Annotated in this window: 10 protein-coding genes; all 10 read right to left on the minus strand. The window is 67.4% G+C overall.

Annotated elements, in window-relative coordinates; all coding sequences use genetic code 11:
- Nucleotides 1-5,526 (minus strand): amino acid adenylation domain-containing protein (locus AWC08_RS39630; protein ID WP_419196911.1); only part of this gene is annotated, 5,526 nt, incomplete at its 3' end.
- A 10-nt stretch (nucleotides 5,527-5,536) separates the two neighbouring features.
- Complete coding sequence (locus tag AWC08_RS39635) at nucleotides 5,537-17,506, minus strand: non-ribosomal peptide synthetase/type I polyketide synthase (protein WP_197521988.1); 11,970 nt, start codon at nucleotides 17,504-17,506, stop codon at nucleotides 5,537-5,539.
- Between the two features lie 474 nt (nucleotides 17,507-17,980).
- A complete protein-coding gene (locus tag AWC08_RS14900; protein WP_065135893.1) occupies nucleotides 17,981-18,211 on the minus strand; it encodes an MbtH family protein in 231 nt (76 codons plus the stop codon).
- Nucleotides 18,212-18,313: 102 nt separating this feature from the next.
- Complete coding sequence (locus AWC08_RS14905; RefSeq protein ID WP_232007787.1) at nucleotides 18,314-19,069, minus strand: class I SAM-dependent methyltransferase; 756 nt, start codon at nucleotides 19,067-19,069, stop codon at nucleotides 18,314-18,316.
- Complete coding sequence (locus AWC08_RS14910; RefSeq protein ID WP_232007788.1) at nucleotides 19,066-20,019, minus strand: methylenetetrahydrofolate reductase; 954 nt, start codon at nucleotides 20,017-20,019, stop codon at nucleotides 19,066-19,068. Before AWC08_RS14910 ends, AWC08_RS14905 begins: the two co-directional genes overlap by 4 nt.
- 27 nt (nucleotides 20,020-20,046) lie before the next feature.
- Complete coding sequence (locus tag AWC08_RS14915) at nucleotides 20,047-20,511, minus strand: hypothetical protein (RefSeq protein ID WP_069433178.1); 465 nt, start codon at nucleotides 20,509-20,511, stop codon at nucleotides 20,047-20,049.
- Between the two features lie 139 nt (nucleotides 20,512-20,650).
- The gene (locus AWC08_RS14920) at nucleotides 20,651-22,057 is read right to left on the minus strand and encodes a WS/DGAT/MGAT family O-acyltransferase (protein ID WP_083271069.1); all 1,407 of its coding nucleotides are present in this window, start codon (nucleotides 22,055-22,057) and stop codon (nucleotides 20,651-20,653) included.
- 13 nt (nucleotides 22,058-22,070) lie between these two features.
- Nucleotides 22,071-22,934, minus strand: coding sequence for an alpha/beta fold hydrolase (locus AWC08_RS14925; protein WP_232007789.1), 864 nt, complete (start codon nucleotides 22,932-22,934; stop codon nucleotides 22,071-22,073).
- Nucleotides 22,935-23,167: 233 nt separating this feature from the next.
- The gene (locus AWC08_RS14930; RefSeq protein WP_065134795.1) at nucleotides 23,168-23,590 is read right to left on the minus strand and encodes a nitroreductase family deazaflavin-dependent oxidoreductase; all 423 of its coding nucleotides are present in this window, start codon (nucleotides 23,588-23,590) and stop codon (nucleotides 23,168-23,170) included.
- Nucleotides 23,583-25,097, minus strand: coding sequence for an FAD-dependent monooxygenase (locus tag AWC08_RS14935; RefSeq protein ID WP_069433179.1), 1,515 nt, complete (start codon nucleotides 25,095-25,097; stop codon nucleotides 23,583-23,585). The genes AWC08_RS14930 and AWC08_RS14935 overlap by 8 nt, the downstream gene beginning before the upstream one ends.
- Between the last annotated feature and the right edge of the window lie 60 nt (nucleotides 25,098-25,157).

A 25,157-nucleotide genomic window follows, 5' to 3' on the forward strand; every position in this document is an offset into this window, starting at 1 on the left:
ACCCACCCCCGCGCCGGCCACATACAACTCCCCCACCACTCCCGCCGGCACCGGACGCAACCACCCGTCCAGCACGAACAACGCCGCCCCCGCCACCGGTGACCCGATCGGAGCGACCCCCGATCCCGCTACCAATGGCGCACTCACCGCCGCATACACCGTGGTCTCGGTCGGACCGTATTGGTTGAGCATCACCCGCCCCGGAGCCCACCGATCCACCACCTCACCCGGACAGGCCTCACCCCCGAACACCAGCGTCGTCACCGAGTCCAACCCTTGCGGCGAGGAAACCGCTAATGCTGACGTGGTCTGGGTGAGCACGCTGACCTGTTCGGCGACCAGCACTCGGCGAAAGTCCTGCGGCGAGCTGGCCACCTCTTCGGGCACCACCACCAGCCGCCCACCACTGAGCAGTGGACCCCATATCTCGTGGACCGAGAAGTCGAAACCATAGGAATGACACTGCGTCCACGTCCCCACCGGCGGCAGATTCGCATAGCGGGCGCCCATCATTGCGGTGACGTTGTGTTGGGTGATCGCAACGCCTTTGGGGATTCCCGTGGTGCCCGAGGTATAGATCAGATAGGCGATATTGTCGGCGGCCGGGGCCGGCAGGCCCGTGTGCGGGCAGGTGTCGATGCGGGGATCCTCAACATCGATGACCGTCAGGTTGTGCCCGTCCAGGCGCGACCGAAGGCTCGCCGTGGTGATCGCGGCCACCGGTGCGGCGTCATCGAGCAGGAACCCGATCCGCGCCGACGGCATCCCCGCGTCGACGGGCAGGTAGGCCGCCCCGGTTTTGAGCACCGCGATGATCGCCACGATCGCCTGCGCCGAACGCTCCAGCAGCAGCGCCACCACATCCCCCGGGCCCACACCGTGGTCAATCAGCAGGTGCGCCACCCGGTTCGCCGCCTCGTCCAGCTCCCGATAGGTCATCGACCTACCTTCGAAGCTGACCGCCACCGCCTCGGGGGTGCGCGCTACCTGGGCGGCCAACGCGGTCGGGATCGACACCGCCGGAGCGGGTGTGCTCAGCACCGCGCGGTGGCCCCACCCATCCAGGCAGGCGTGCTCGGGTGCGTCGAGAAGATCAATCGACGACAACACCCGCCCGGGATCAGCGGTCATCGCCACCACCACCCGCTCTAACCGCTCCAGCAGCGCCTCAATGCTGGCCGCATCAAACACATCGGTGCGAAACTCGGCCGCCCCCCCGATTCCGGCGGGCTCGCCGGCCTCGGTGAAACGTTCGGCCAAAGAGAACGCCAGATCCATGCGCGCGGCGTGGGTATCCACGGGCAGGGGTGTGATGTCCAAACCCGTGAGGGTTTGCTCGGCGCCAGGCTGGTCAATTTGGCCGCCGAAGTTCTGCCAACCCAGCATCACCTGGATCAACGGGTGGTGGGTCAAGCTTCGGGTGGGGTTGAGCCGCTCGACGAGCACCTCAAAGGGCACGTCTTGGTGTTCGTAGGCGGCCAGGCTGCGCTGGCGCACCTGTGCCAGCAACTCGGCGACGGTGAGATCACCGGCCAGATTCACCCGCAACACCAAGGTGTTGACGAAAAATCCGACCAACTCATCAAGCGCCGGGTCGCGCCGCCCAGCGATCGGGAACCCGACCGCCACATCGTCGCTGGCGCTGAGCTTCGCCAGCAGCACGGCCAGGGCGGCCTGGACCAGCATGAAACTGGTCGCATCGTGTTCCCGGGCCACCCGAGCCACCTGCTGCTGCAAATGCGCCGGCCATTCGACCGCCACGCTGGCGCCGCGGTAATCGGCCACCGGCGGATAAGGCCGATCAGTAGGAAGTGTCAGCCGCTCGGGCATCCCGGCCAAGGCCTGCTCCCAGTAGGCCAGCTGCGCAGCAATCGGGCTGTGGGGATCGGCCAGATCGCCGAACTGCGCACGCTGCCACAGCGTGTAGTCGACATACTGCACCGGCAGTTCGGCCCAGCCCGGGGTCCGCCCCGCACATCGGGCGCCATAGGCGATGCTCAGATCGCGTAGCAGCGAGGTCAGTGACCACCCGTCGGCGGCGATATGGTGGGCCACGGCCACCAGCACGTGCTCCTCGTCGCCGAGGCGGAAAAGCCGCGCCTGCAAAGGGATCTCGGCGGCCAGATCGAACCGGTGACCCGCCACCGCGCCGATGGCCTCACGCAACCGGTCTACCGTCCAGCCGGCGGCATCGACGACGTCCCAGCCGAATTCGGCCCGTTCGGCGGGCACCACCAGCTGCTGCGGTGTTCCCCCGGGCGCAGGGAAGAGCGTGCGCAGGCTTTCCTGGCGGGCCACGACATCGGCTAGCGCGACACGCAGCGCCTCGACATCCAACCGGCCGCGAAGCCGCAGCGCCGCCGCCATGTTGTACACCGGCGAGGGGCCTTGCAACTGGTCAAGAAACCACAAACGCTGCTGGGCAAACGACAACGGCACCACCGCCGGCCGCTGGGCTGGCGCCAACGGCGCCAGCCCGCCCCCGCCCTCGCCGACGCGGGCGGCCAACTGGGCCACCGTGGGCGACTCAAACACCGCGCGCACCGAAAGGCCGCCGTGAAAGCTGGTGTTGACCGCGGCGATCAGACGCATCGCCGACAGCGAATCCCCACCCAGGTCGAAAAACGAGTCATCGACCCCCACGCGCTGCACCCCCAGCACCCTGGCGTAGATGCCGGCCAGGATTTCCTCGACGGGAGCGACCGGGGCGCGGTAACGATCGGCAGCGGCGTAGTCCGGTGCCGGCAGGGCGCGGGTGTCGAGTTTGCCGTTGGCTGTCAGCGGCAGCGCAGCGAGCACCACCAGCGCCGCCGGAACCATATGGGCCGGGAGCCGCTCGGTGAGCGCGGCGCGCAGCGCGGCCGGTTCCGCGGTCCCGGGGGCCGTCTCGGTGACATAGCCCACGAGGCGCCTATCGCCGGGGTGGTCCTCGCGGGCAACCACCACCGCGGTCTCCACCCCATCCAGCCCGGCCAGCGCCGCGCGCACCTCGCCGAGTTCGATGCGATACCCGCGGATCTTGACCTGCTCGTCGGCGCGCCCGACGTAGCGCAACTGCCCGTCGGCACCCCAGCACACCAAATCTCCGGTGCGGTACATGCGTGTTGCCGGCGCTCCTGGCCCGCCGAACGGACACGCCACAAACCGCGACGCCGTTAACCCCGCCCGGCCCAGGTACCCCACACCCACCCCGGCACCAGCCACATACAGTTCACCGACCACGCCGACCGGTACCGGCCGCAACCACCCGTCCAGCACAAAAAACGCCGCTCCTGAGATCGGCGAGCCGATCGGCGGCACCCCCGAACCCGCCACCAACGGCGTACTGACCGCCGCCCACATGGTCGTCTCGGTCGGGCCGTAGGTGTTGACCATCACCCGTCCCGGTGCCCACCGATCCACTACCTCGGCCGGGCAGAACTCAGAACCCATCACCAGCGCCGCCGGCCCCAACCCCTCAGGCCACAGCGCCCCTACCGCAGACGGGGTCTGGCTCAAGACGCTGACCTGTTCGGCGACCAGTAAAGCGTGGAAGTCCTGCGGTGAGCGGGTCACCTTTTCGGGCACCACCACCAGGCGCCCCCCACCCAACAGCGCACCGAAGATCTCCCACACCGAGGCGTCAAACGCATAGGAATGCCACTGCGACCACGCCCCCGCCCGCTCGACGTCGACGTGCAACGACTCCAGCAACTGGGTCACGTTGCCGTGGGTGATGGCCACCCCCTTGGGCACCCCGGTGGTGCCCGAGGTGTAGATCAGGTAGGCCACGTCCTCGGCGGCCGGGGCCGGCAGGGCCCTGTGCGGGAAGGCGTCGGTGCGAGGATCCGCGACCTCGATCACGGGCACGTCGCAACCGGCCAGCCGCTGGGCCAACCCAGCGGTGGCGATCGCGGCGACCGGGGCGGCGTCGGCGATCATGAACCCGATCCGCGCCGCCGGCAACCCCGCATCGATCGGCAGATAAGCCGCCCGGGCCTTGAGCACCGCTGTGATCGCCACGACCGCCTGTGCCGACCGCTCGGACAACAGCGCCACCACATCCCCTGGCCCCACACCAACGTCAACCAGCAAGTGCGCCAACCGGTTAGAGGCTTCATCCAGCTCCCGGTAGCTCATCGAGTGGCCTTCGAAGCTCACCGCCACCGCCTCCGGGGTCCGCGCGACCTGCGCGGCAAACAGCACCGGAATCGACACCGCCGCGGGCGCGGGCACGCTCAGCACCGCCCGGTTACCCCACCCATCCAGGCGGGCGTGCTCGGGTGCGTCGAGCAGATGAATCGAGGACAGCGGCCGGCCGGGATCGGCGGTCATCGCCACCACCACCCGCTCCAACCGCTCGAGCAGCGCCTCGATGATTTCGACATCGAACACGTCGTCGTCGAATTCGGCGCGCAGGCCCAGCTCGTGGCCCGGTGCGGCCAGCACCGTCAGCGGGTAGTGGTTGTGTTCGCGAATGGTGAATCCGGAGACGGCCAATCCGCCGGGGGCCGCCAACGCGCTGGTGTCGATCGGGTAGTTCTCGTAGACGAACAAGGTGTCGAAGAGTTGTTCGTGACCGGTGGCGCGGTGGATCTCGCTCAACGCCAGGTGCTGGTGCTCGAGGGTGTCGTTGTGGGCGCACTGCAGCTGGCTCAACAGGTCGGCCGTGGTGGTGGCCGGCGTGATGGTTGCCCGCACCGGCACGGTGTTGATCAACAGTCCCACCATCGAATCCGCACCGGCCAGCTCGGCTGGCCGACCAGAGACCGTGGTGCCGAACGCGACATCGTGGTGGCCGGTCAGCGAGCACAAAAGCTGCGCGAAGGCGCCGTGCAGCACGGTGCTGACGGTGGTGTGGTGCGCGCGGGCCAGCTCGGTAACGGCACACGTGGTTTGCGCAGTCATCCGGTGCGATGCGACGCCGCGCCGCCCCAGGCGCAACCGGCGTGGCGGACCCACCAATGTCGGAGACTCGAAGCCGGCGAACACCGCCCGCCAGGCCGCGCGAGCGCCGTCAAGGTCCCGATCGGCCAGCCAGGTCACAAAGCTGCGATATGACCCGGCCGCAGGCAACCGCTGCCCGTAATAGCTGGCGAAGATTTCGCGCAGCAGGATCGGCGTCGACCAGCCATCCATCACGATGTGGTGATTCGTCAGCACAAACCGGTGCCGATCCGGTGCGGTGCGGATCAACGCCACCCGAAACGCCGGCTGATCGGCCAGATCGCAGACCGCGGCGCGTTCGGCAGCACATACCCGCTGGACCTGCTCGTCGATATCGACGTCGGAGTCTGCGGGGTCCAGCTCGACGTAGTGCCAGGGCGCCACCGGATCGGCCGGAATGATCTGCACCGGCTTGTCGAACTTCGCGCTGAATCGCGCCGCCAGGTTCGGATGCCGGTTCACCACCGTGCGCACCGCCTCGCACAACCGGTCCGGGTCCAACGGACCGGTCACGGCGACGTCGAACTGCACCGCATACACATCTTCGCCGGCCTGCGCGGTGCTGGTATGAAACAGCAGCCCCTGCTGCAGGGGGGTCAACGGCAAAACGTCAGCTATCCGCATATTGCCGCTCGAGTTCCTGAATCTGTTGCTGGCTCAGGTCGGTGAGCGCGACATCCGACGGCGTCAACCCACCTCCGCCACCGCGCACATGCGCGCAGATACCGGCCAGGGCCTCAAACCACAACCGGCCCAACTGGCTCACCTTGGTGTGATCAACGGCCGACGGCGCCCACGTCCAGTCGGCGTGAAGTTGCGGGCCCGTCTCGGTCTCCACGGTGGCGGCGTTGAGCTCCACGGTGTGCGCCAGCGGCGTGGGTATGTCCGAGGCCGCGCCGATCAGCGACAGGCTCTCCCAGCTGACCCGCCACAAACCGTCGGAAAGGTCGGCGGCCGCGCCCAGCCGCCCCAGATAGTTGAACCCGACCGGCGGATCGGGCCCGGCCAGGTCAACATCGTCGTTCAGGTAGCGCAGCACGCCGTAGCTCAAGGGATCGGGCAGTGCGCGCAGCTGCTCTTTGGCGTCCTTGACTACCGCCCCCACCGCCGCGTGCCCGGCGGTCACGTGCGCCCAGCTCACCCCACCGACGGTCAACGCCACCGGGTATTTGGTGGTGAACCATCCCACCGTGCGGGACAGGTCCACATCGGGAGCCAATTCCTCGTGGCGCCCGTGACCCTCGACGTCGATGCCGATCGCCGCGCCGCCGGTGCCCCAAAACTCTGCCACCGCCAACCCGAGCGCGATCAACAAGATGTCCTGCACCCCGGCATGAAACGCCGCGGGCACCTCCCCGAGCAGCATCCGGGTGGTCTCTGCATCCAGCGACATCGACAAGTGCCCGGCAGTGGCCAGCGTATCCACCGCAGGTTGGACCGCCGGCAGCGCAGCCGGCGTCGCCGTCACCTGTCGCCAGGCCTCGGCCTGGGCCACCACGTCCGCTGTGTGTGCGTGTTCTGCTAATAGCGACGCCCACCGGGCAAACGACGTTCCCACTGCCGGCAGGGCTATCGGCTGCCCGCTGTGGTGCTGGGCCCAGGCGATGTTGAGATCCTCGAGCAGGATGTGCCACGACACCGTGTCGACGGCCAGATGGTGAATGATCAACGCCAGCTGACCGCTCTCGGGCACCCACAGCGCGCTGAGCATCACCCCGGCTGCCGGGTCCAACCGCGACTGAGCCGTTACCAGCGCCGCCTCGGACAACGCGTCCACCGCGTGGAGGCACCGGCGCGCTTGCACCGAGCCGGCCTCGGGAACCGTCAACGACCAGTCGCTGGCGCCGAGCCCGATGCCTGGCTCGACGCGAAGCCGCAACATGGCATGCCGATCCAACAAGGCCTGCAACACCACCACCACGTCGGCCTCGCTGACCCCGTCGGGAGCCTGCACCACCATCGTCTGGTTGAACTGCTCCACTGGGCCCTGCATACCGCGCAGCCAACACATGATGGGGGTCGCCACCACCGGTCCGACACCCTCGTCGACCGGGCCGACCTCGCCGTCGGCCACCCCGGCCACCCGAGCCAGCCCCGCAACCGTCTGCTCGACGAAAACATCACGCGGCCTCAACACCAAACCGGCCATTCGAGCCCGCGCCACCACCTGCATCGACGAGATGCTGTCGCCGCCCAACTCAAAAAACGAGTCGTCGACCCCGACTCTCTGCACACCAAGCACCTGGGCGTAGATGCCGGCCAGGAGCTCCTCGACGGAGCCGGCCGGGGCACGATACCGCTCAACACCTTGGTATTCGGGCGCCGGCAGGGCGCGGGTATCGAGTTTGCCGTTGACCGTCAGCGGCAGCGCATCCAACACCACCACCGCCGCGGGCACCATGTAGCGCGGCAGGCGCTCGGCCAGCGCGGCGCGAATGGCCGCCGGCTCCGCGGTCCCGGGGGCCGTCTCGGTGACATAGCCCACCAGCCGCTTATCCCCCGGCCGGTCCTCACGGGCAACCACCACCGCGGTCTCCACCCCATCCAGCTCGGCCAGCGCCGCGCGGACCTCCCCGCACTCGATGCGGTAGCCGCGGATCTTGACCTGCTCATCGGCGCGCCCCGCGTAGAACAGCTGCCCGTCGGCGCCCCACCACGCCAGATCCCCGGTGCGATACATCCGCGCTTCCGGCGACCCAGGCTCCGTGAAGGGACAGGCCACAAACCGCGACGCGGTCAAGCCGGCCCGACGCCAATAGCCGACACCCAGCCCGGCGCCGGACACATACACTTCCCCGACCACCCCCGCAGGCATGGGGCGCAACCACCCATCCAGCACAAAAATGCCCAAATGCGCCAACGGGACCCCGATCGGGCTGGCAGTGCCGTCGGCGTCGCCGGCGACGATCTCCCGGAACGAAGCGTGCACCGTCGTCTCGGTGATGCCGTACATGTTGATCAGGCGTGGCAGTCCCGGGTGGTTATGCAACCACGTGCGAAGACGCTGTGGTTGCAGTGCTTCCCCGCCAAACACCACAGCCTGCAGCTTCAGTTGCTGTCCCAGGTCGGGTGATAGCGCTCCGCTGGTTTGCAGGGCTGTTTGCAGCGCATAGAACGCCGAGGGTGTCTGGCTCAAGACACTGACCTCTTCGGTGACCAGCAGCTCGGAAATGTCTTGCGGTGAGCGGGCCACCTCATCGGGAACCACTACCAGCCGACCGCCCTGCAGCAGCGCACCGAAGATTTCCCACACCGAGAAGTCGAAGGCATAGGAGTGCGTCTGCGTCCACACCCCCGCCGCCGGCAGCCGTGCCTGCAGTGACGCCAGCAGCTGGGTGATGTTGTGGTGGGTGATCGCTACTCCCTTCGGCACACCGGTGGTGCCGGAGGTGTAGATGAGGTAGGCGATGTCATCAGGGGCCGGCCCCGGCAGGCTCGTATCGGGGCAGGCCCGGATGCGGGGGTCCGCGACGTCGATCACGGCCAGGCGGCAGCCGTCTAGCCGTGAGCACAACCCGCCGGTGGAGAGCGCGACGAGCGGCGCGGCATCGGTGAGCATGAACTCGATTCGGGCGTCGGGCAGGCTCGGGTCGATCGGTAGGTAGGCCGCCCCGGTTTTGAGCACCGCCAGAATCGCCACGATCGCCGGCGCGGAGCGCTCCAACAGCAGCCCCACATACTGCCCCGGGCCAGCGCCGTGATCGGCCAACAGGTGCGCCAGACGGTTGGCCGCCTGCTCCACCTCGCGGTAGCTCATCGACCGACCCTCGAAGGTCACCGCGACCGCATCCGGGGTCCTCGCCACCTGCGCGGTAAACAACGCCGGAACCGATACCAACGGCGTCGGGGCCCGCCCCGCCAACACCGCCCGGTTACCCCACCCATCCAGACGAGCGTGCTCGGGCGCGTCCAGCACATCGATCGACGACAGCCGCCGGCTCGGGTCGGCGGTCATCGCCATCACCAGACTTTCCAACCGCCTGGCTAAATCGGCGACCCCGAAAACCGACAATGGCCCGTGGCCTTCGGTGCTGAAAAAAAGCCGGCCGCCGGCCCTGGCGAAGACAAAGTTGAAACGTCCCGAAACGGCACGGCTACTGTACGCCGTCGATACCGTGGCATTGTGAAAAGGCGCAGGGGTCGTAAACGGAATGAAATTAACCCACGCTCGGTTATGTGCCTGCGTGGTAGCGCGAAGACCGGCCCCTCCTTCCAAGGCGTGCACCGGAAACCTCTGATGCCGTATCGCTTCTCGTACCCGTTGATCAACATGCTCCCAGAAACCGGCAACGCTCGATTCCGGCGATGCCTGCAACACCAGCGGTACCCAGCCCGCCACCATTCCGGCGAACGTATGTGATTCCGGACTTACCCGCCTGCTGACCGGAAAGTCGATCACTATCTCCGACCCGGTCGCGTACCACCGCTGAACCAACAGCGCGCACGCCGCGGTGATGAGCGACTGCTGACTGAGGCCCGACGCGCCAGATACCTCTCGGATCCTCGCCACGACGACCGGATCGAGTTGCACCGGCAAAGCAGCTGCCCACACCTGCCGGGTGGAAGTCGGTGGCAACACAGATTGCGACGTGTTCTCCCGGGGCAGGTTTTCAGTCCAGTAATCCCGATCCTGCAGGTAGTCGTCGGACGCCTCATAGTCGTGTTCGCACTCGACCATGTCCTGCAACGAACCAAAAGGCGTGGGCGGGATAGCTGCGCCGCGAACCACAGCGGAATAGACGGTTGCGATCCGATCGATAAGAAGCCCCATGCTATATCCGTCCATCACCATGTGATGGCCGCATAGAAACAGATAGAATTCGTCGACCCGGGTCCGCATGAATGCGAATTTGAATAATGGGCCCGTGAGCGGCATTGGTGTCTCTTGTATTTCCGCTGCGATGCGATGGGCTTCCTGCACCGGATGCTGTTCGTGGCGGAGGTCGTGGAATTCCGTCTCGACGGTCGGGTAATCCATTACCTGCTGAACAATGCGACTCTGGTCCTGGAGGACAGCGACCCGCATGGGTTCGGCATCCTGCATGGCGCGCCGGATCGCCACGTTGAGCGCTTCGGCGTCGACCATGCCTTCGATGACCACGAACAGGCCGGCCTGCCACTCCGCAACCATGGTGCTCGTCTCGTGAGCAAACCAGACATCGAGCTGCGGCCGGGTCAGCGGGAAACGTCTACCCGTGGCCCCGGCGGTCTCGCTTGGTTGGTACGCGGGTCGTGCCGCTGCGGCCGTGAGCAACTCGGTGAGATACGCAGCCAGCCCGGCTGGAGTCGCCTGGTCCAGGACCGAGGTGACCGGCAGCGTCAGCCCGGTTTGCGCCGACAAGCTGTTGCGCAGTTCTAGGGCGGTCAACGAATCGATACCGAGGTCTTTGAACGGCCGGTCGGGATCGAGGGCATCCGGGTCGGGGTAGGCCAACACAGTGGCGCTGGTGTGGGTGACCAGGGCGGTCAACGTGGCGTGTTGTTGTTCGGGCGTCAAACCGGCCAGCCGGGCGGTCAGGTTGTCGGGTCCGGCGCTGGCGGCGTGGCGAAGGGCGGTCGTCAAGGCGGACATGATCGCGGGCAACGCATTGGTGCGTGCTAGCCGGGCCAACGCCGGCGCGCTGATCGGGGCCGTGATCAGGGCGGGCTGCCGGCAGTTCAGCGCGGCATCGAAGAGTGCCAGGCCATCGCTGGTGCTGATCGGGGTCATACCGGTACGGGCGAAGCGGGCCCGCTCGATCGAGCCCACCTCCGCCGTCATCGTCGAGGCGGTCTCCCAGTAGCCCCAGGCCAAGCTGGTGGCCGGGAGCTGATGGTGGTTACGCAGCTGCGCCAGCGCGTCCAGGAAAGCGTTAGCGGCGGCGTAATTGGCTTGACCGGGCCCCCCCAGAACTCCCGCAACCGAGGAGAACACGATGAACGCATCGAGGTCCAGCTCGGCGGTAAGGCGGTGCAGATGCCAGGCGCTGTCAGCTTTGGCGGCCAACACCGCGTCCAGTTGCGCACCCGTCATGTCGCTGACCAGGGCGTCATCAAGCCGCGCGGCGGTGTGGATGACCGCACGCAGTGGATGCTCGGCCGGGATAGCCGCCCGCAACGCGCTGACCTCGGCGGGATCGGTCACATCACAGGCAGCGATGCCGACCTGGGCGCCCAGCCGGATCAGCCGCTCCCGCAGTTCCCCCGCACCCGGCGCCGCCGGCCCGCGCCGTGAGACCAACAGCAGATGACGCACGCCGTACCGGGTGATCAGATGCTCGGCGAAAATCCCGCCCAACATCCCGGTGCCCCCGGTGACCAGCACCGTGCCTTCGGGGTCGAACACCGTCGGCGGAGCCGGCGACGCCGAGGTGCGGACCACGCGGGGAACATGGGCCACGCCACGGCGCACGGCCAACTGGGATTCACCATCCAAGCGCTGCGACAAAACCGCCGACAAGACCTCGCCGGAGGCAGGACTGTCGTCGATGTCGACCAGGGTGATACGGCCCGGATGCTCGTTTTGGGCGCTATGGACCAACGCCCACAGCGCGGCATGAGTCAGATCCGGCGCTTCGTCATCGACGCCGACCTGCACAGCCCGATGGGTCAGGATCACCAACGGCGTACGCACGGTGTCTGCACGCTCCAGCCAACCCTGCAAACCGGCCAAGGCGCTGCGAGTCAGCGCGTGCACCTCAGGCAGCACGTCACTGGACGGATCACCCACCGCCAAAACCCACACCACTCCGTCGGCCTGACCTAGATCGGGGTGGGTCACATCGGCATAGAGCCGGTGGTGGTGCAACACTGCCGGGAGCTGATCACGCTCGTCGCCGAGCACAACCCACCCCGGGGCGACGGGCGTGCCATTCGGCGGCCCGAAGGTGTTCTTCGGCAACGCCGGCCAGGACAGCTCCAACAAGCCCCCGTCCGGAGCGCCCGTCGCCGCGGGCTCAGCGACCGCAACCGGCGAATCACGAACACTGAGCGAATCGATGCTGATCACCGCCGCCCCCGCCGGGTCCACCGCCTGTAGCCGGTAACGATCCACGCCGGTGCGCTCGAGTTGCACATACAACCGGGTGGCCGCCGTCGCGAACAACTTCACCCCGGCGAACGCCAACGGAACCCGCAACCCCGCCGGCCGGGCATCCGCACCGGCGCGGTCAAATACCCCCAACGGCTGCAACGCGGCATCCAGCAACGCCGGGTGGATCCCGTAGCCGTCCACGTCGGTGCCGGCGGGCAGTTCCACCTCGGCGCACACCACATCCGGTCGGGCGGGGTCACACCCGACACCGCGCACCGATCGGAACAGCCCTCCGCAGTCCAAACCGTCAGCGGCCAACCGCGCATAGAAACCGTCGGGGTCGATGGCCTCCACAGCCGCACGCGGGGGCGCGGTCGGCGCCACGGGCTGCTGCGCGCTCAACACACCGCCGGCATGCAACGTCCACCCCGACGGAGGCCGCTGCCCTCCGGCTCGGGCGTGCACCTCAAAGGCCCGCCGCCCATCAGGGTCGGCGGGTTGAACCAGGATCTGCACATCGGTGTGCGCCTGCTCGGAAAGCCGCAGCGCACTGTGCACCACCAATTCCTGGATGACCACACAGCCGGCCAGCACGCCGGCAGCCAACACCAGATCGATCAGGCCAGCCGCTGGAAACTCCACGGTGTCGTTGACCTTGCGGCCGGCCAGCCAGCCCTGCGCGCTGCACGACAACCTGCCACTGATCATGACCTGGTTTTGACCGGCCAGCTCGGTGACCGCACCCAACAACGGATGCTCAACGGCACCCAACCCCGCGGCGCTGACGTCGACAGCCGCGGTGGGGGCCAGCCAATAACGACGACGCTCGAACGGATAAGTCGGCAAGGCGACAGCGTTGGCGTCTGGGTAAAGACGCTGCCAGGACGGGCTGTGCCCATAGAGGTGCAACCCGGACAATGCCGCACCGAGGCTGTCCATATCGGGCCGGTCACGGTGCAACGTGGCGACGACGGCTGAGCCGGAGCGCCCCGGCACACCGGCCAGGGTGTCGGTGATCGCCGGAGCCAGCACCGGGTGCGCCGCCAGCTCGACGAACGTGTGCTCACCGCGGCTGAGCAGCGCCAGCACACTGTCGTGGAAAAGGACCGGCTCGCGCAGGTTGGCGTACCAGTAGTCGGCGTTCATCGTGGCGGTGTCCAACGGCTCACCCGATACGACGCCTTGCACCGTGGAATACAGCGGTATGCGGGCGGGCTGCGGCGCAAGGCCGGCCAGCTCGTGCAGGAGCTGGTCACGCAGCGCTTCAACCTGAGGGGAGTGGGACGCGTAATTCACCGCGATCAAGCGGACCTGGATACCGTCACGGTCACAGACCTCGATGAACCGCGTCACCGCGGCGACATCGCCGCTCACTACGGCGTGGGCGGGGCCGTTGACCGCGGCAATACCTACCTCGCCGCCCCAGCCGCGCAATCGCGACCGCAGCTGCTCCGCGGGTAGCAGTACCGACGCCATCGCCCCCACACCGGCCAGGTGCGTCAACGCGCGACTACGCAGCGCCACCACCTGAGCGGCCCGTTCCAGCGGAAGCGCCCCCGCCACATACGCGGCAGCGATCTCACCCTGGGAATGCCCGACGACCGCATCAGGCTCAATCCCGTAGCTCGCCAGCACTTCGGCGAGCGCAACCATCACCGCAAACAGCACCGGCTGGACCACGTCCACCCGCTCCAAGGAGGCAGCGTCGCCGTGCTGGCAGATGACATCACGCACCGACCAGCCGGTCCACGGTTGCAGCGCCTGATCACACTCATCCACCGCACGGGCGAACACGGGGTGCTGGTGGTAGAGGCCGGCCGCCATGGCCGGGTACTGGCCGCCCTGGCCCGGGAAGACGAACACGATCTTGTCGGCCTGGGATACCAGATGATGACGGCTGACACCCCGGTGAGGGCGCTGGTCACGCAGCCCGGCCAAACCCGCCAACAGCTCCGCGCGTGGGTCAACGCCGGCGCCGGCCACGCTGATCACACCCCGATGCGGATGATGAGTGCGGGTGGTGGCCAAGCTGTAGGCCAGATCAGTCAGATCGAGCTCCGGGTGCGCGCTCACATGCTGGTAAAGCCGATCGGCCTGAGCGGCCAACGCGGCAGCGCTACGCGCCGAGACCGGCCAGAACCGCGGCACCGATTCCGCTGCCGGACTATCCACCACAGCCGGCGCCGGTGGCGGGGGGGCTTCCTGCAAGATCAGATGGGCGTTGGTGCCTGAAATGCCGAAACTGGACACCCCCGCACGACGCAGGTGCGCCCGGTCGTGTGGCCAGGGCTGAGAGTGCTGCAACAGGGCGAGCCCGCCGGCGTCCCAATCGATGTGCTCGCTGGGCATTTCCGCATGAAGGGTTTGCGGCAGGCGCTCGTGTTGCAGAGCCAGCACCATCTTGATGACACCCAGCACCCCGGCGGCGGCCTGGGTGTGACCGATGTTGGATTTTGACGAACCCAGCCACAACGGACGCTCATCGTCCCGGGTCGGCCCGAACACCTGCGCGAGCGCGCCGGCCTCGATCGGATCACCCAACGCGGTACCGGTGCCGTGGGCCTCGACCGCGTCGATATCGTCGGGCGCCAACCCGCTGGCCTGCAAAGCTGCGCGGACGACACGCTGCTGGCTGGATCCGTTGGGTGCGGTCAACCCCAGACCGCGCCCGTCCTGGTTGACCGCCGACCCGCAGATCAACGCCAACACCCGGTCCCCGTCACGCTGGGCATCGCAGAGCCGTTTGAGCACCACCAGCCCGGCACCTTCTGACCAGCCCGCGCCATCGGCAGCGGCCGAGAAAGCTTTACACCGCCCATCAGGGGCCACCCCGCGCAGCCGGCTGAACTCCACGAACATTGCCGGGGTGCACATCACCTGCACACCCCCGGCCAACGCCAGATCGCACTCACCCTGACGCAACGCCGACGCCGCCAGGTGCACGGCCACCAGCGACGACGAACACGCCGTGTCCACCGTCATGGCCGGACCCTGCAGACCCAACGCATACGCCACCCGCCCCGAAAGCACACTGGTGGTTCGCCCGGTCAAGCGGTAGCCGTCCAGATCCCGCAACGCAGTACCGTCCAGGCCGTAATCGCTGGACTGTGCCCCCAAATACACCCCGGTGGCCGATCCCTCCAGCCCGTCCGGGGGCAGGCCGGCACGTTCCAACACCTCCCAGGCCAGCTCCAACACCAACCGCTGCTGGGGCTCCATCGCGGTGGCCTCACGCGCTGAGATGCCGAAGAACTGCGCGTCAAACGACTCCACGTCAGCCAAGAAACCGCCCTCGCGGGCGTAGGTCTTGCCTATCGCGTCGGGATCAGGATCGTAAAGGTCCCCGACATCCCAACGCTGGGGGAACCCGCCGATACCATCGCGGCCCTGATCGAGCAGGGTCCAAAAGCCCTCGGGATCTGTTATCCCGCCCGGGGTGCGGCACGCCATCGAGACGATCGCGATCGGCTCGTGCGCATCGACGGGCCCGGTACGGCGCGGGGCAACTCCACCACCGGTGGCGAGCATCCTGGCCAATCCCGCAACCGTGGGATGGTCGAAAACCTCCACCGCGAACACCTCACGGCCCACCTCCCGGGTCAGCCGTGCGGCCAACTCGCTGACCCCGAGCGAGCTCAGACCCTGGTCCCCCAACGGCTGGTCAACCTCGACCAGGCCGGCGCGGACCCCCAGGACCGCGGCCACCTGTTCACGCACCGTGACAAGCAATTCGTCGGCCCGGCGCGTCTCACCGCCTCCGACCGACACATCCGGCGCGCCGGCCGCCTCCTGCGAATCGGTCCCGAGTTCTTCACGAGTGCAGCGATCCACCAACAACGCCTGGGCTTCCAGACTGCCGTCAATCAACCGGGCGCGGCATCGGGACCGCTGCACCTTGCCGCTGGTGGTTTTGCTCACGCTGCCGGGCGGGCCCAAAACCACTACCGCACAATGCAATTGATGGTCTTTTAATACCGCCGCCCGCACTGCCTTGAGCACATCCCGCAACACCTCCGGGGAAGCATCCGGTCGCACCTCCACCAGGACCGCCACCGCTTCCCCGGCGCCTTCTTCGACCGCGAAGGCCGCGATCCCACCCGCCCTGATCGCGGGATGGCAATCACGCAGGCTGCCTTCGATATCTTGCGGGTGGATGTTGCGGCCGGCCACGATCAGCAGATCCTTGATCCGGCCGCACACATACAGCTCACCGTCGCGCAGGAACCCCAGATCCCCGGTCCTTAGATACCCGCGGCCACCGTCTACCCCAGCCAACCGAGCTTGGAAGGTGGCCCGGCTCGCCTCGGGAGCCCCCCAGTAACCGGCGGCCTTACTCGGCGAGTCCACCCAGATCTCGCCGACCCGACCATCACCCAGTTCCACACAGGACACGGGGTCCACGATGCGCACATCGATGTCATCAGTCGGTTTGCCACAACCCATCAGCACCTGCGAAACGGGACCGCCGTCGGGCACAGCGATCCGCTGGGTTTCGAGCAGGTTGCGGCCCACCCGCATACTCGAGCGGCCAAACACCGTTACCCCAACGGTGTGTTCGGCAAGACCGTACGCCGGGCAGAAGGTCTCCGGTCGCAATCCACTTATCGCGAATGCATCCAGGAAGTGGCTGGTGGTGTCCGCGCGCACCGGTTCAGCCGCGCTCATCACCACCTGCAGCGAGCTCAGATCCCACCCGGCGCGCTGCTCAGCGGTGGTTTTGCGCACCGCCAACTCATAACCGAAGTTGGGGGCAGCGGTGTGGGTCGCGCGCACCCGGTCCATGACTTCAAACCACAGAGCTGGCCGCTGCAGAAAGCTCAACGGTGACATCAGCGTCAACTCCGCGTTGCCTGCCAACGAGCTCAGGATGGCGCTGATCAGTCCGAAGTCGTGATACGGCGGCACCCAGAACACGGCCCGGGCTTCAAGGCCCAATCCCAGCAGCCTGCGGTTGAAATCAAGCTGGTGGGCGACGTTGCCATGAGTGATCACCACACCTTTGGGACTTGCGGTCGAACCCGACGTGTACTGCAGAAGAGCCGGCGTATCGGGGCCGGGGGCCCAATCGGGCGCCACCTCAGCAGAGGAGCCCGAACGCAAGCGGCCAGCCCGCGAGGTCACATGCCAGGAAAGATCGGCGGGCCACGCCACCGGGTTTGCGGTCACCAACGATTTAGCCGCGCCCAACCGGCGAGCACCGGCATAGCGCCGACTCGTCAGCACCGCTTTGGCACCACAGTCCGCCACCACCCGCCGGAAGCCGTCGATAGACCTCTGTGGATTGAACGGATCCGGCGGATATACCGGCACCGCGATCACCCCCGCGGCCATGCACCCCAGCAAGCTGCGCACGAAGTCCAAACCAGGCGGATACACCAGCAACGCCCGATCACCAGGGGCCAGACCACAACGCCGCCGCAGAAACTCGGCCACCTCAACCATCTCGGTCACCACACCCGCGCGACTCATCGAGTCAGTCACACGACCTTGACCATTCACGAAGGAGATGGCCGCAGCGTCGGGTACCTGCGCCCCCAGCTGCCGAACCCGCTCCACTAGTAATGACATGACCAGCCCCCACACTGAGGTGTTTCTGGCTCAGCCGTGGTGGGCTGTGTCGATCTCGTAGTCGACGTGCGGTATCGGCGAATAGTGTTGCGCGGCGCCGATTCCGACGCCATCCTCATACGACGGGTTTCTCACGCGCCGCTCTGAGCAACTTCATGCAGCTGCTCCGAGACAGCCCTGGCGCGACAAATCGCGCCGGGCTTTGTGGTCAATGGTCATCACTTATCGCGTTCTAATCTTCTTGCCGCCCCCGCAGATAGGAACCGAGCCATTTCAGCACGGCGCAGCTACCGGGAACAAGGGACAAAAGTCCTTAATCCGTCACGTGCACAGCGTGATTGCTGGGCAAACAGATCCTCCGAAGCCACCTATTGGCCAGCAAGACCGCCGGCCAATATCGGCACCGCACTTCCGCACTTGGGGGCATTCACGGCGACCTACCTCCGCGGCGCCGGACCCGGAAGAAAAGGACGCTTAGTTATCGTTCGCCCGTTGCTCGGCGAGCCGGTCACGCAGACTTTTGGGCCGGATATCGGGCCAGTTCTGTTCGATGTAGTCCAGGCAGTCCGCTCGTGGTGCCTCGCCGAAGACCACCCGCCAGCCGTCGGGGACGTCGGCGAAGGTCGGCCATAGGCTGTGCTGCTCTTCGTCGTTGATCAAGACGAAGAAGCTGCCATTCTCGTCGTCAAACGGATTGACGCTCACGGGTCAACTCCTGATCGATTCGGCTGCGGTGGTGAGGGGTGTCTTGCGTGTGTCGAAGATACCGTTGTCGATCAGATTATGTCGGACTGCCGGCCAGCGCGCTCACGCGTGACCCAACACCAACAACTCCCCGGTCAGCGTCCCGTCTTCGAGCAGTCTCCCGATCCGTGAGCTCTGCCGCTCGGCCAGCTGCCAGGCCTCGGTATGTCCGTGCCGCCGGGTCAGCCCATCCGTCACGGCATCCATCCGCTCGTTCCATTCCTGTGGAATCGACGGCAGCTCAGCGGTTCTCAGCCACTCCTTGACATGCAGCCCGGACTGGTCCACCAATTGCCGCAACCGGTCAGGCGTCGGAAAGTGGTTCGCCTCGAGCTCATCGTTCGGCAACTCCCGGTGGGCCACGAAGGCGAGCAATCCGATTCGACCGCCGCGGCGCACCGTGCGGTGCAATTCGGCAAGCAGCGCAAGCTGATCCGGAGTGGTGCACAAGACTCCGAGTGACCACGCAGCGTCACAGCTCGCCTCCGCCAACGGCAGTTTCGACCCCACCGCCTGCAACACCGGATGCCCGAACAGCCTCTTGGCGGCGCGACACGCGCCCGCCTCCGGCTCAACGAGTACCGGCCGCAGCTCTCGACGTTGCGCCGCATACGCGGCCGGTCCGCCGACGCCCGCTCCGCAGTCCAAAAACGTTGCACCGCTGCCTATTTCCATCCGCTCGATGAGCCAGTCCAGCGCCGCGGGGCTACCACTGCCCCGGCAGCCCGCCGGCACGTGATAGTCCGGGCCGAGATCGGCGGCGACCTGCGCGGTCCACTCCGCGACCGTGTCGAACTCCGCCTGCATCGCCTCGGTCACGACGACACCCCCTCCCGAATGAGCCGGCCTACCTCCGCCTTGATCTCGGCGCCGACGCGAGCACCCGAAGCAGAGCCCAGCCCCGATACGTTCACACCTGCCACGCCCTCGATTGACAGCAGAGCCCGCGCTTCCTCGACAGCGGCCGAGATCCCTGCCGCAATCGGATCCGCCGCGCCCAGGACGCGCTCCGTCACGGCCGGATCCAGTTCGAGGCCGGGCAAGCCCTTCAGCACGGCCGCCGACACGCTGTCGGTGAAGACGGCTACCGCTGCGATCACCGGTATCGACAAGCCCTGCGCCCGAGCGCTTTTCATGAAATCCGCGATCATGTCGGGTAACGGCACATGGTTGAGAACCGCCAGCGCCGCACCGGCCCGCTGTTTCTCCACCAGCCGGGCGGGTCTGGCAGCGATGGGTGGAGCCGTGGGCGTCTCCGGTGCCGCAGGAAGCACCCCGAGCGATGCGGCCAGCGACACCAGCCGCAGCCCGTCCAGGTCGAAGGTCTGCGTGACGTCCGGTCGCACGTCATAGCCGCGCCCGTCCCCGGTCACGCAGAGCACGGTGTCGACGCCGATGGTGCGCAGACCCCGGAGTTCCTGCTCCAGAACGACCCGGTTGCGATCCCGGCACGACAACGTGATCCACGGCGTCACGCCCGCGTCCAGCAGTAGCGATCCCATCAGCGTGGGCGGAAAGTCCGGCCTGTTCTGGTGTTCGCCGACCAGGACGGCGTCACAGGAGGGCGCCAGCACGGCTGCGGTGGCCGCGACGTCATCCCGATCGAAGGGCGTGCAACTGAAGTCGGTCAGCACCAGCGGGGCCGCCGCCGCCGGCCGGTCCACCACCAACGGCCCCGACCAGGGCACGAAGTCAACGAATGCACAAGCGCCGGAACGCATTTCACACTGCCCGTCGGGACGCACACCACCACACGGCCCGAATTCCATCCGTTTCGGGCAACCAGAAGTCACCACTCAGTCGGTGCCCAGTACGCCGTTGACCGGTTGGACCGCAACGTAATCCATCGGCGGCCCGTCTCCATTGCCCAGCTCGCGGTGGGCTACCGCGGTTGCGAGGGCGGTGCCGTTGCGGATGGTTCCGATGATGTCCACTTCGTCGTTCACCGCGAACTGGCTTCCGGTCCTGGTGATGACGGCGGTCTGTGGGGTGACCAGATAGGTGCGGATGATGCCGTCCTGGCTGCGTGCGGTGACCGACTCCTCCGACACCGCGATCAGCGTCCCTTGCTGGCTGATGTGCTGGTCGACGGGTGGCGGCGGCGGGTGCCCCGGCCCGGCCGCATTCACCAGTAACGCGGCTAATGCCGCGGCCACAATCATGGAACCGAAAGCGATGCTCCACACCTTGCCAAATACACCGGTGAAAGGACTCCTTCGGTCTCGCTTCGGCGACTCGCTCATGCGGTGCTTGGCGCTCATCCTGGGTACCTCTTCCAGCGGTTTCAGGCCGCCGAATGCAGACGGTTTGCGAATCAGGTCTTCGCACTCGGAATTACCCGAAGCCCAGCCGCGGTAAACCGCGGCGCAAATATCGGACCTTTATTTCGGTTGGTCCCGGCTAACCCGTCGGCGCCGCGGAAATATCGGTTTTCCCGTCCGTTCGCTGACACAACTCGGCGAACTCGGCGACGAACGCGTCGGTCACCTCGTGGGTGTCCTTCAGCGTCGTGTCATCGGCCAGCACCGAGACGCTCAGCTGGTCGACGTAGCTCCAGACCGTGATGTTGAGCGCCGCGCCAGCGGCAAGCGGTCCCACGGAGTAGAAGTCGGTCACCACCGCCCCGGCGATCTGACCCCGCTCGCGCGGACCGGGAACGTTGGAGACGATCACGTTGAACAGCTGGTTGGGCGCCTCGCGCCGCGACATCCACCCGAACGTCGCGCGGGTGATCGTCGGCGGGATGAACTCCAGCCAGCGGCCCACCAGCGTCGGCCCCAGCAGCTGGTGGTCTTCCTTGGCGATGCGCGTGGAGGTACGGATCAGGTCCAGCCGCTGCATCGGATCGCTGATGTGTACGGGCAGCGAGACCAGCATGGTGGCCAGCGCATTGCCGGCGATCCGGTCCGGCGAGGTGTCGGTGGCAGTGGGAATCGAGGCGATCAGCGGCCGCTCGGTGGCTTCGCCGTAGCTCAGCAACAGCCGCCGTAGCGCGCCCGCCGCAACGGTCAGCACCAGATCGTTGATCGTGACTTCGAGCTTCTTACTGACCGCTTTGACCTGCGCCAATGGCAGCACAGCACTGGCGAAGGTGCGTCCCGGCGACAGCTTGTGGTTGAGGAAGGTGGGCGGCGGGTCGAACCGGTCCGCCAGATCGGGATGCGACAGCCGCTGCCGCGCGCGGCGCTGCAGTCGGAAGGCGCCGACGACTCCGTCGCGCACCGCCGACGGCAGCGTACGGACCCGGGCCACGTGGTCATGTGCCGCGAACCGCATCACGTCCCGCACGCGCGGCGGAGCGAACGCGCCGCCGGCCTGCTCGTCCGTGGCGTCGGACCACTGCAGGGTGCGCGCCATCAGGTTCGCCGAGGCGACGCCGTCGGCCAGCACATGATGGATCTTGCCGATCACCGCAATGCGCTGGCCGGTGAGCCCCTCGGCGAAATAGAACTGCCACAGCGGGCGGCTGCGGTCCAGCGGGGTGCTGGCGATGCGGCCGATGACAGCGTCGAGTTCCCGTCGTCCACCGGGCGCGGGAACCTCGACCCGCTGCAGGTGATAGTCCAGGTCGAGTTCGGCGTCCTCGTACCAGACCGGGCGGTGCAGATGCCACGGTGTCCGCACCAGCTGGTAGTGCATCGGCTCGAGCACCGGCAGCCGGGCGCGGAACACCTCACGGAACCTCTCGAAGCTCGCTACGCCCTCGAAGCCGGAGGTGTCCACGACCGCCACCTTCAGGGTGTGCTGGTGGACATTGGGCGTCTCGCTGGCCAGCATGAACACATCCCAACCGCTGAGTCGCTTCACCGGCCCGCCTTCCCTATTTGGCCGCCCGGGTGGCCCGCTGGGGTTCCGCAAGTCGGTGGTGGACCGATTCGATCGCCCTCGCGAGCCCCGGAACGAACGCGGCCGGCTGCAGCGTGCACCCGGCGTGGCCGGCGTCGACCGGAACCATCTCGGCGTCCGGAATGCGCTCAGCCAGCCACTTCTGCCGCTGCACACCGAAGGCGCGGTCCTTCATCGTCACCACGACGGCGGTCGGGACGTCGATGTCGCCGACCCAGCTACTCGAGTCGAATCGGACCACTTCGGCGATCGCGCGGGTGATGCCGCCCGGCGACGTGGCGCGAGCCTGGCCGAGGACCCACTGGTAGTCGGCGAAGCGCCCCGACGGCGCTGCCGCCGCCGGTCCGCCGCGGCGTGGCGCCGGGGTGAGGGTTTCGATGAGGGCCGCGAACAGCCCGGTGGCGACGCGCTCATAGCGGGCCCGGCTCACGGCCGCGGTGGCGGCGCACAGCACCAATCCGTCGACCCGCTCGCGGTGGCGCCGCCACACCAATTGGGCGATCAGCGAGCCCATCGAGTACCCGACGGGCACAAAGCTGGGGATGTCGAGTACGTCCGCCAGGGCGGCGACGTCGTCCGCGCAGTCCTCGAACAGCATGCGGGGCGGCGAGATCCCCTGGCCGTGACACCGCTGATCGAAGATCACCACCCGGCCGAATTGCCGCACCACGTCCAGCGCCGGATACCACGTCATCAGACCGGTGCAGGCCAGGGAGTGCAGCAGGATGTACGTCGGCCCGTCGCTGGGACCTGAGTCGAGCACGTAGGTGCTGCCCCGGCCGGGGAGGTCGACGACGACGCCGTCCGGCAGCTGGGCGACCGGGGCCAGCGCGGGCACCTGGGGCAGCCGCGGCAGTGGAATCCCTCGTGGACGGACGCTGACGATGGGGGTTATTAGAACAGGTGCCGCGCTCAGAGCCAACCGGAATATCCGGGCGGCCTCACGTCGTTACAGATTTCGACGGTGCCGGATACTTCCCCCGGGTACCACACCAGAATCGTCGCTTCGAGCGACCACTTGCCGAGAGGCGCGAAACCGGCACCGTCGCTCCAATCACTGCAGGACGAAGCTCACTCCAGCACGAAGACCGGGATCTGCCTGGTCGTTTTCGTCTGGTATTCGGCGTACGGCGGGTAGGCCTCGACGGCGCGCCGCCACCACTCCTCGCGCTCGGCGCCCTCGAGTTCGCGTGCGGTGAGGTTGTGGACCTTCTCGCCATCCTGCACGGTCAGCCCGGGGTTCGCCTTGACGTTGAAGTACCAGGACGGGTGCTCGGGCGCGCCGCCCTTGGACGCGACGATGGCGTAGCGGCCGTCGTGTTCGACGCGCATCAGGGGCACGTATCGCTTCTTGCCGGATTTGGCGCCGGTCATGGTCAGCAGCACTACAGGCTTGTCGAAAATCTCGACCCCGTCGGTGGTGCCCTGCCGCAGGATTCGCTCCGTCTGCTCGCGAACCCAGTCCGTGGGGCTCAGCTCAACGTTTTCAGCCATAACCCAGTTGAACACGTCCACCCGTCCGGTCCATTCCCGGGCCAGCAGTGGGCGGACCGAACCAGGTGGTGAGCGCATCGGCAAGGCCGTCGTACGGGGCGTCCCCCGCCCACGCGACGTGCCCGTCGGGGCGGATCAGCACGGCGCCGGGGGCGGCCACCGGGCCCAGCACTGGAAGTTCCCACTTCCCGGCGTATTCGACGTCCGCCACCCGTACCCGGTCGGCCCAGCCGGCGATGTCGACGCTCCCGGGTCGGCCGAAGTTCAGCAGCACCGGCCTGGCCTGATGCAGCAGTTCATAGGCTCGGCCCCCGGCCAGGTCGAGGTCGGGCATCCGTCGACCCAGCAGCGGGTGACCTTCGCCGAGGTCATACCTGATGTCCAGGCCAGACATCATGGCGCCGTAGCGTTTCCGCGGCTCGTCCATGCTCAGTAGCTCTGCGGTGGTCTCCCGCAAGGCCGTGGTGCGATCGTCCGCGCGCAGCAGCGTCATCTGAGCCATCGCGTTGCGCAACACGCGCGCGGCGACCGGGTGCCGTTCGGCGTGGTAGGTGTCCAGGAGACGATCCGGCGCCGTCCGGTTGACCACCGCGGCAAGTTTCCAGCCCAGATTCACCGCATCCTGCATCCCGGTATTGAGGCCCTGCCCGCCGATCGGGTGATGCACGTGCGCCGCGTCGCCGGCCAGCAACACCCGACCCCTTCGATACGCCGCGGCTTGGCGGGCCGCGTCGGTGAAGCGGGAAATCCAAGCGGGACTGTGGATTCCGTAGTCCGTCTGGTAGACGTCGATCATCGCCCGGCTCAGGTCGTCCAGGGTGGGTTCCGCTGCCGGTCCGAGGTTCCGCTCGGTCACCATGACCCGTACCGGACCAACGTCACCAGTCCTGCTGAGGGCGTGCACCCCGAGGGCGTCGTGGCGGATGCCCCATGCCGGTTCCCGACCTGTGTCAGCGCTGATTTCGGCCTCGGCGAGTAGGTAGCTCGCCGTCGGTTCCCAGCCCTCGAACGCGATGCCGGCCCCCTTGCGGATCGCGCTGCGCCCGCCGTCGCAGCCCACCACGTATTCGGCCCGCACCAGATGCCCGTCCGCAAGCTCCACAGCCACGCCGGTGTCGTCGCCGACCACGCTGCGCACTTGGTGTCCGCGCAAGATCGGCACCGCCAGTTCCTCGGTCCAGTCGGCCAGCAGCTGCTCGATGCGGCTCTGCCACAACGCAACTCCGTACGGATGCCGGGAGGGGACGTCGCTGATGTCCAGCCGGATCTGCGCGAATCCGGCCAACTGGGTCACGTCGCCCGCCCGGATGAAGCGGTCGGCGACCCCGCGCTGATCGAGAATCTCGATGGTGCGTGAATGCAGGCCGCCCGCGCGTGCGCCGATCAGGGCCTGGTCCACGCGGCGTTCGACGATCACGACATCGATTCCGGACAAAGCCAATTCGGCTGACAGCAGCAGCCCGGTCGGGCCGGCACCGACGATGACGACCGCATGCTCGGATCTCATACTTACCCCCGTGTCGCTGAGTTCTCGCTTGGCTCAGCGATTTTGCGGCATGACCCGGGT

Source organism: Mycobacterium gordonae (assembly GCF_002101675.1).
GTDB lineage: Bacteria > Actinomycetota > Actinomycetes > Mycobacteriales > Mycobacteriaceae > Mycobacterium > Mycobacterium gordonae.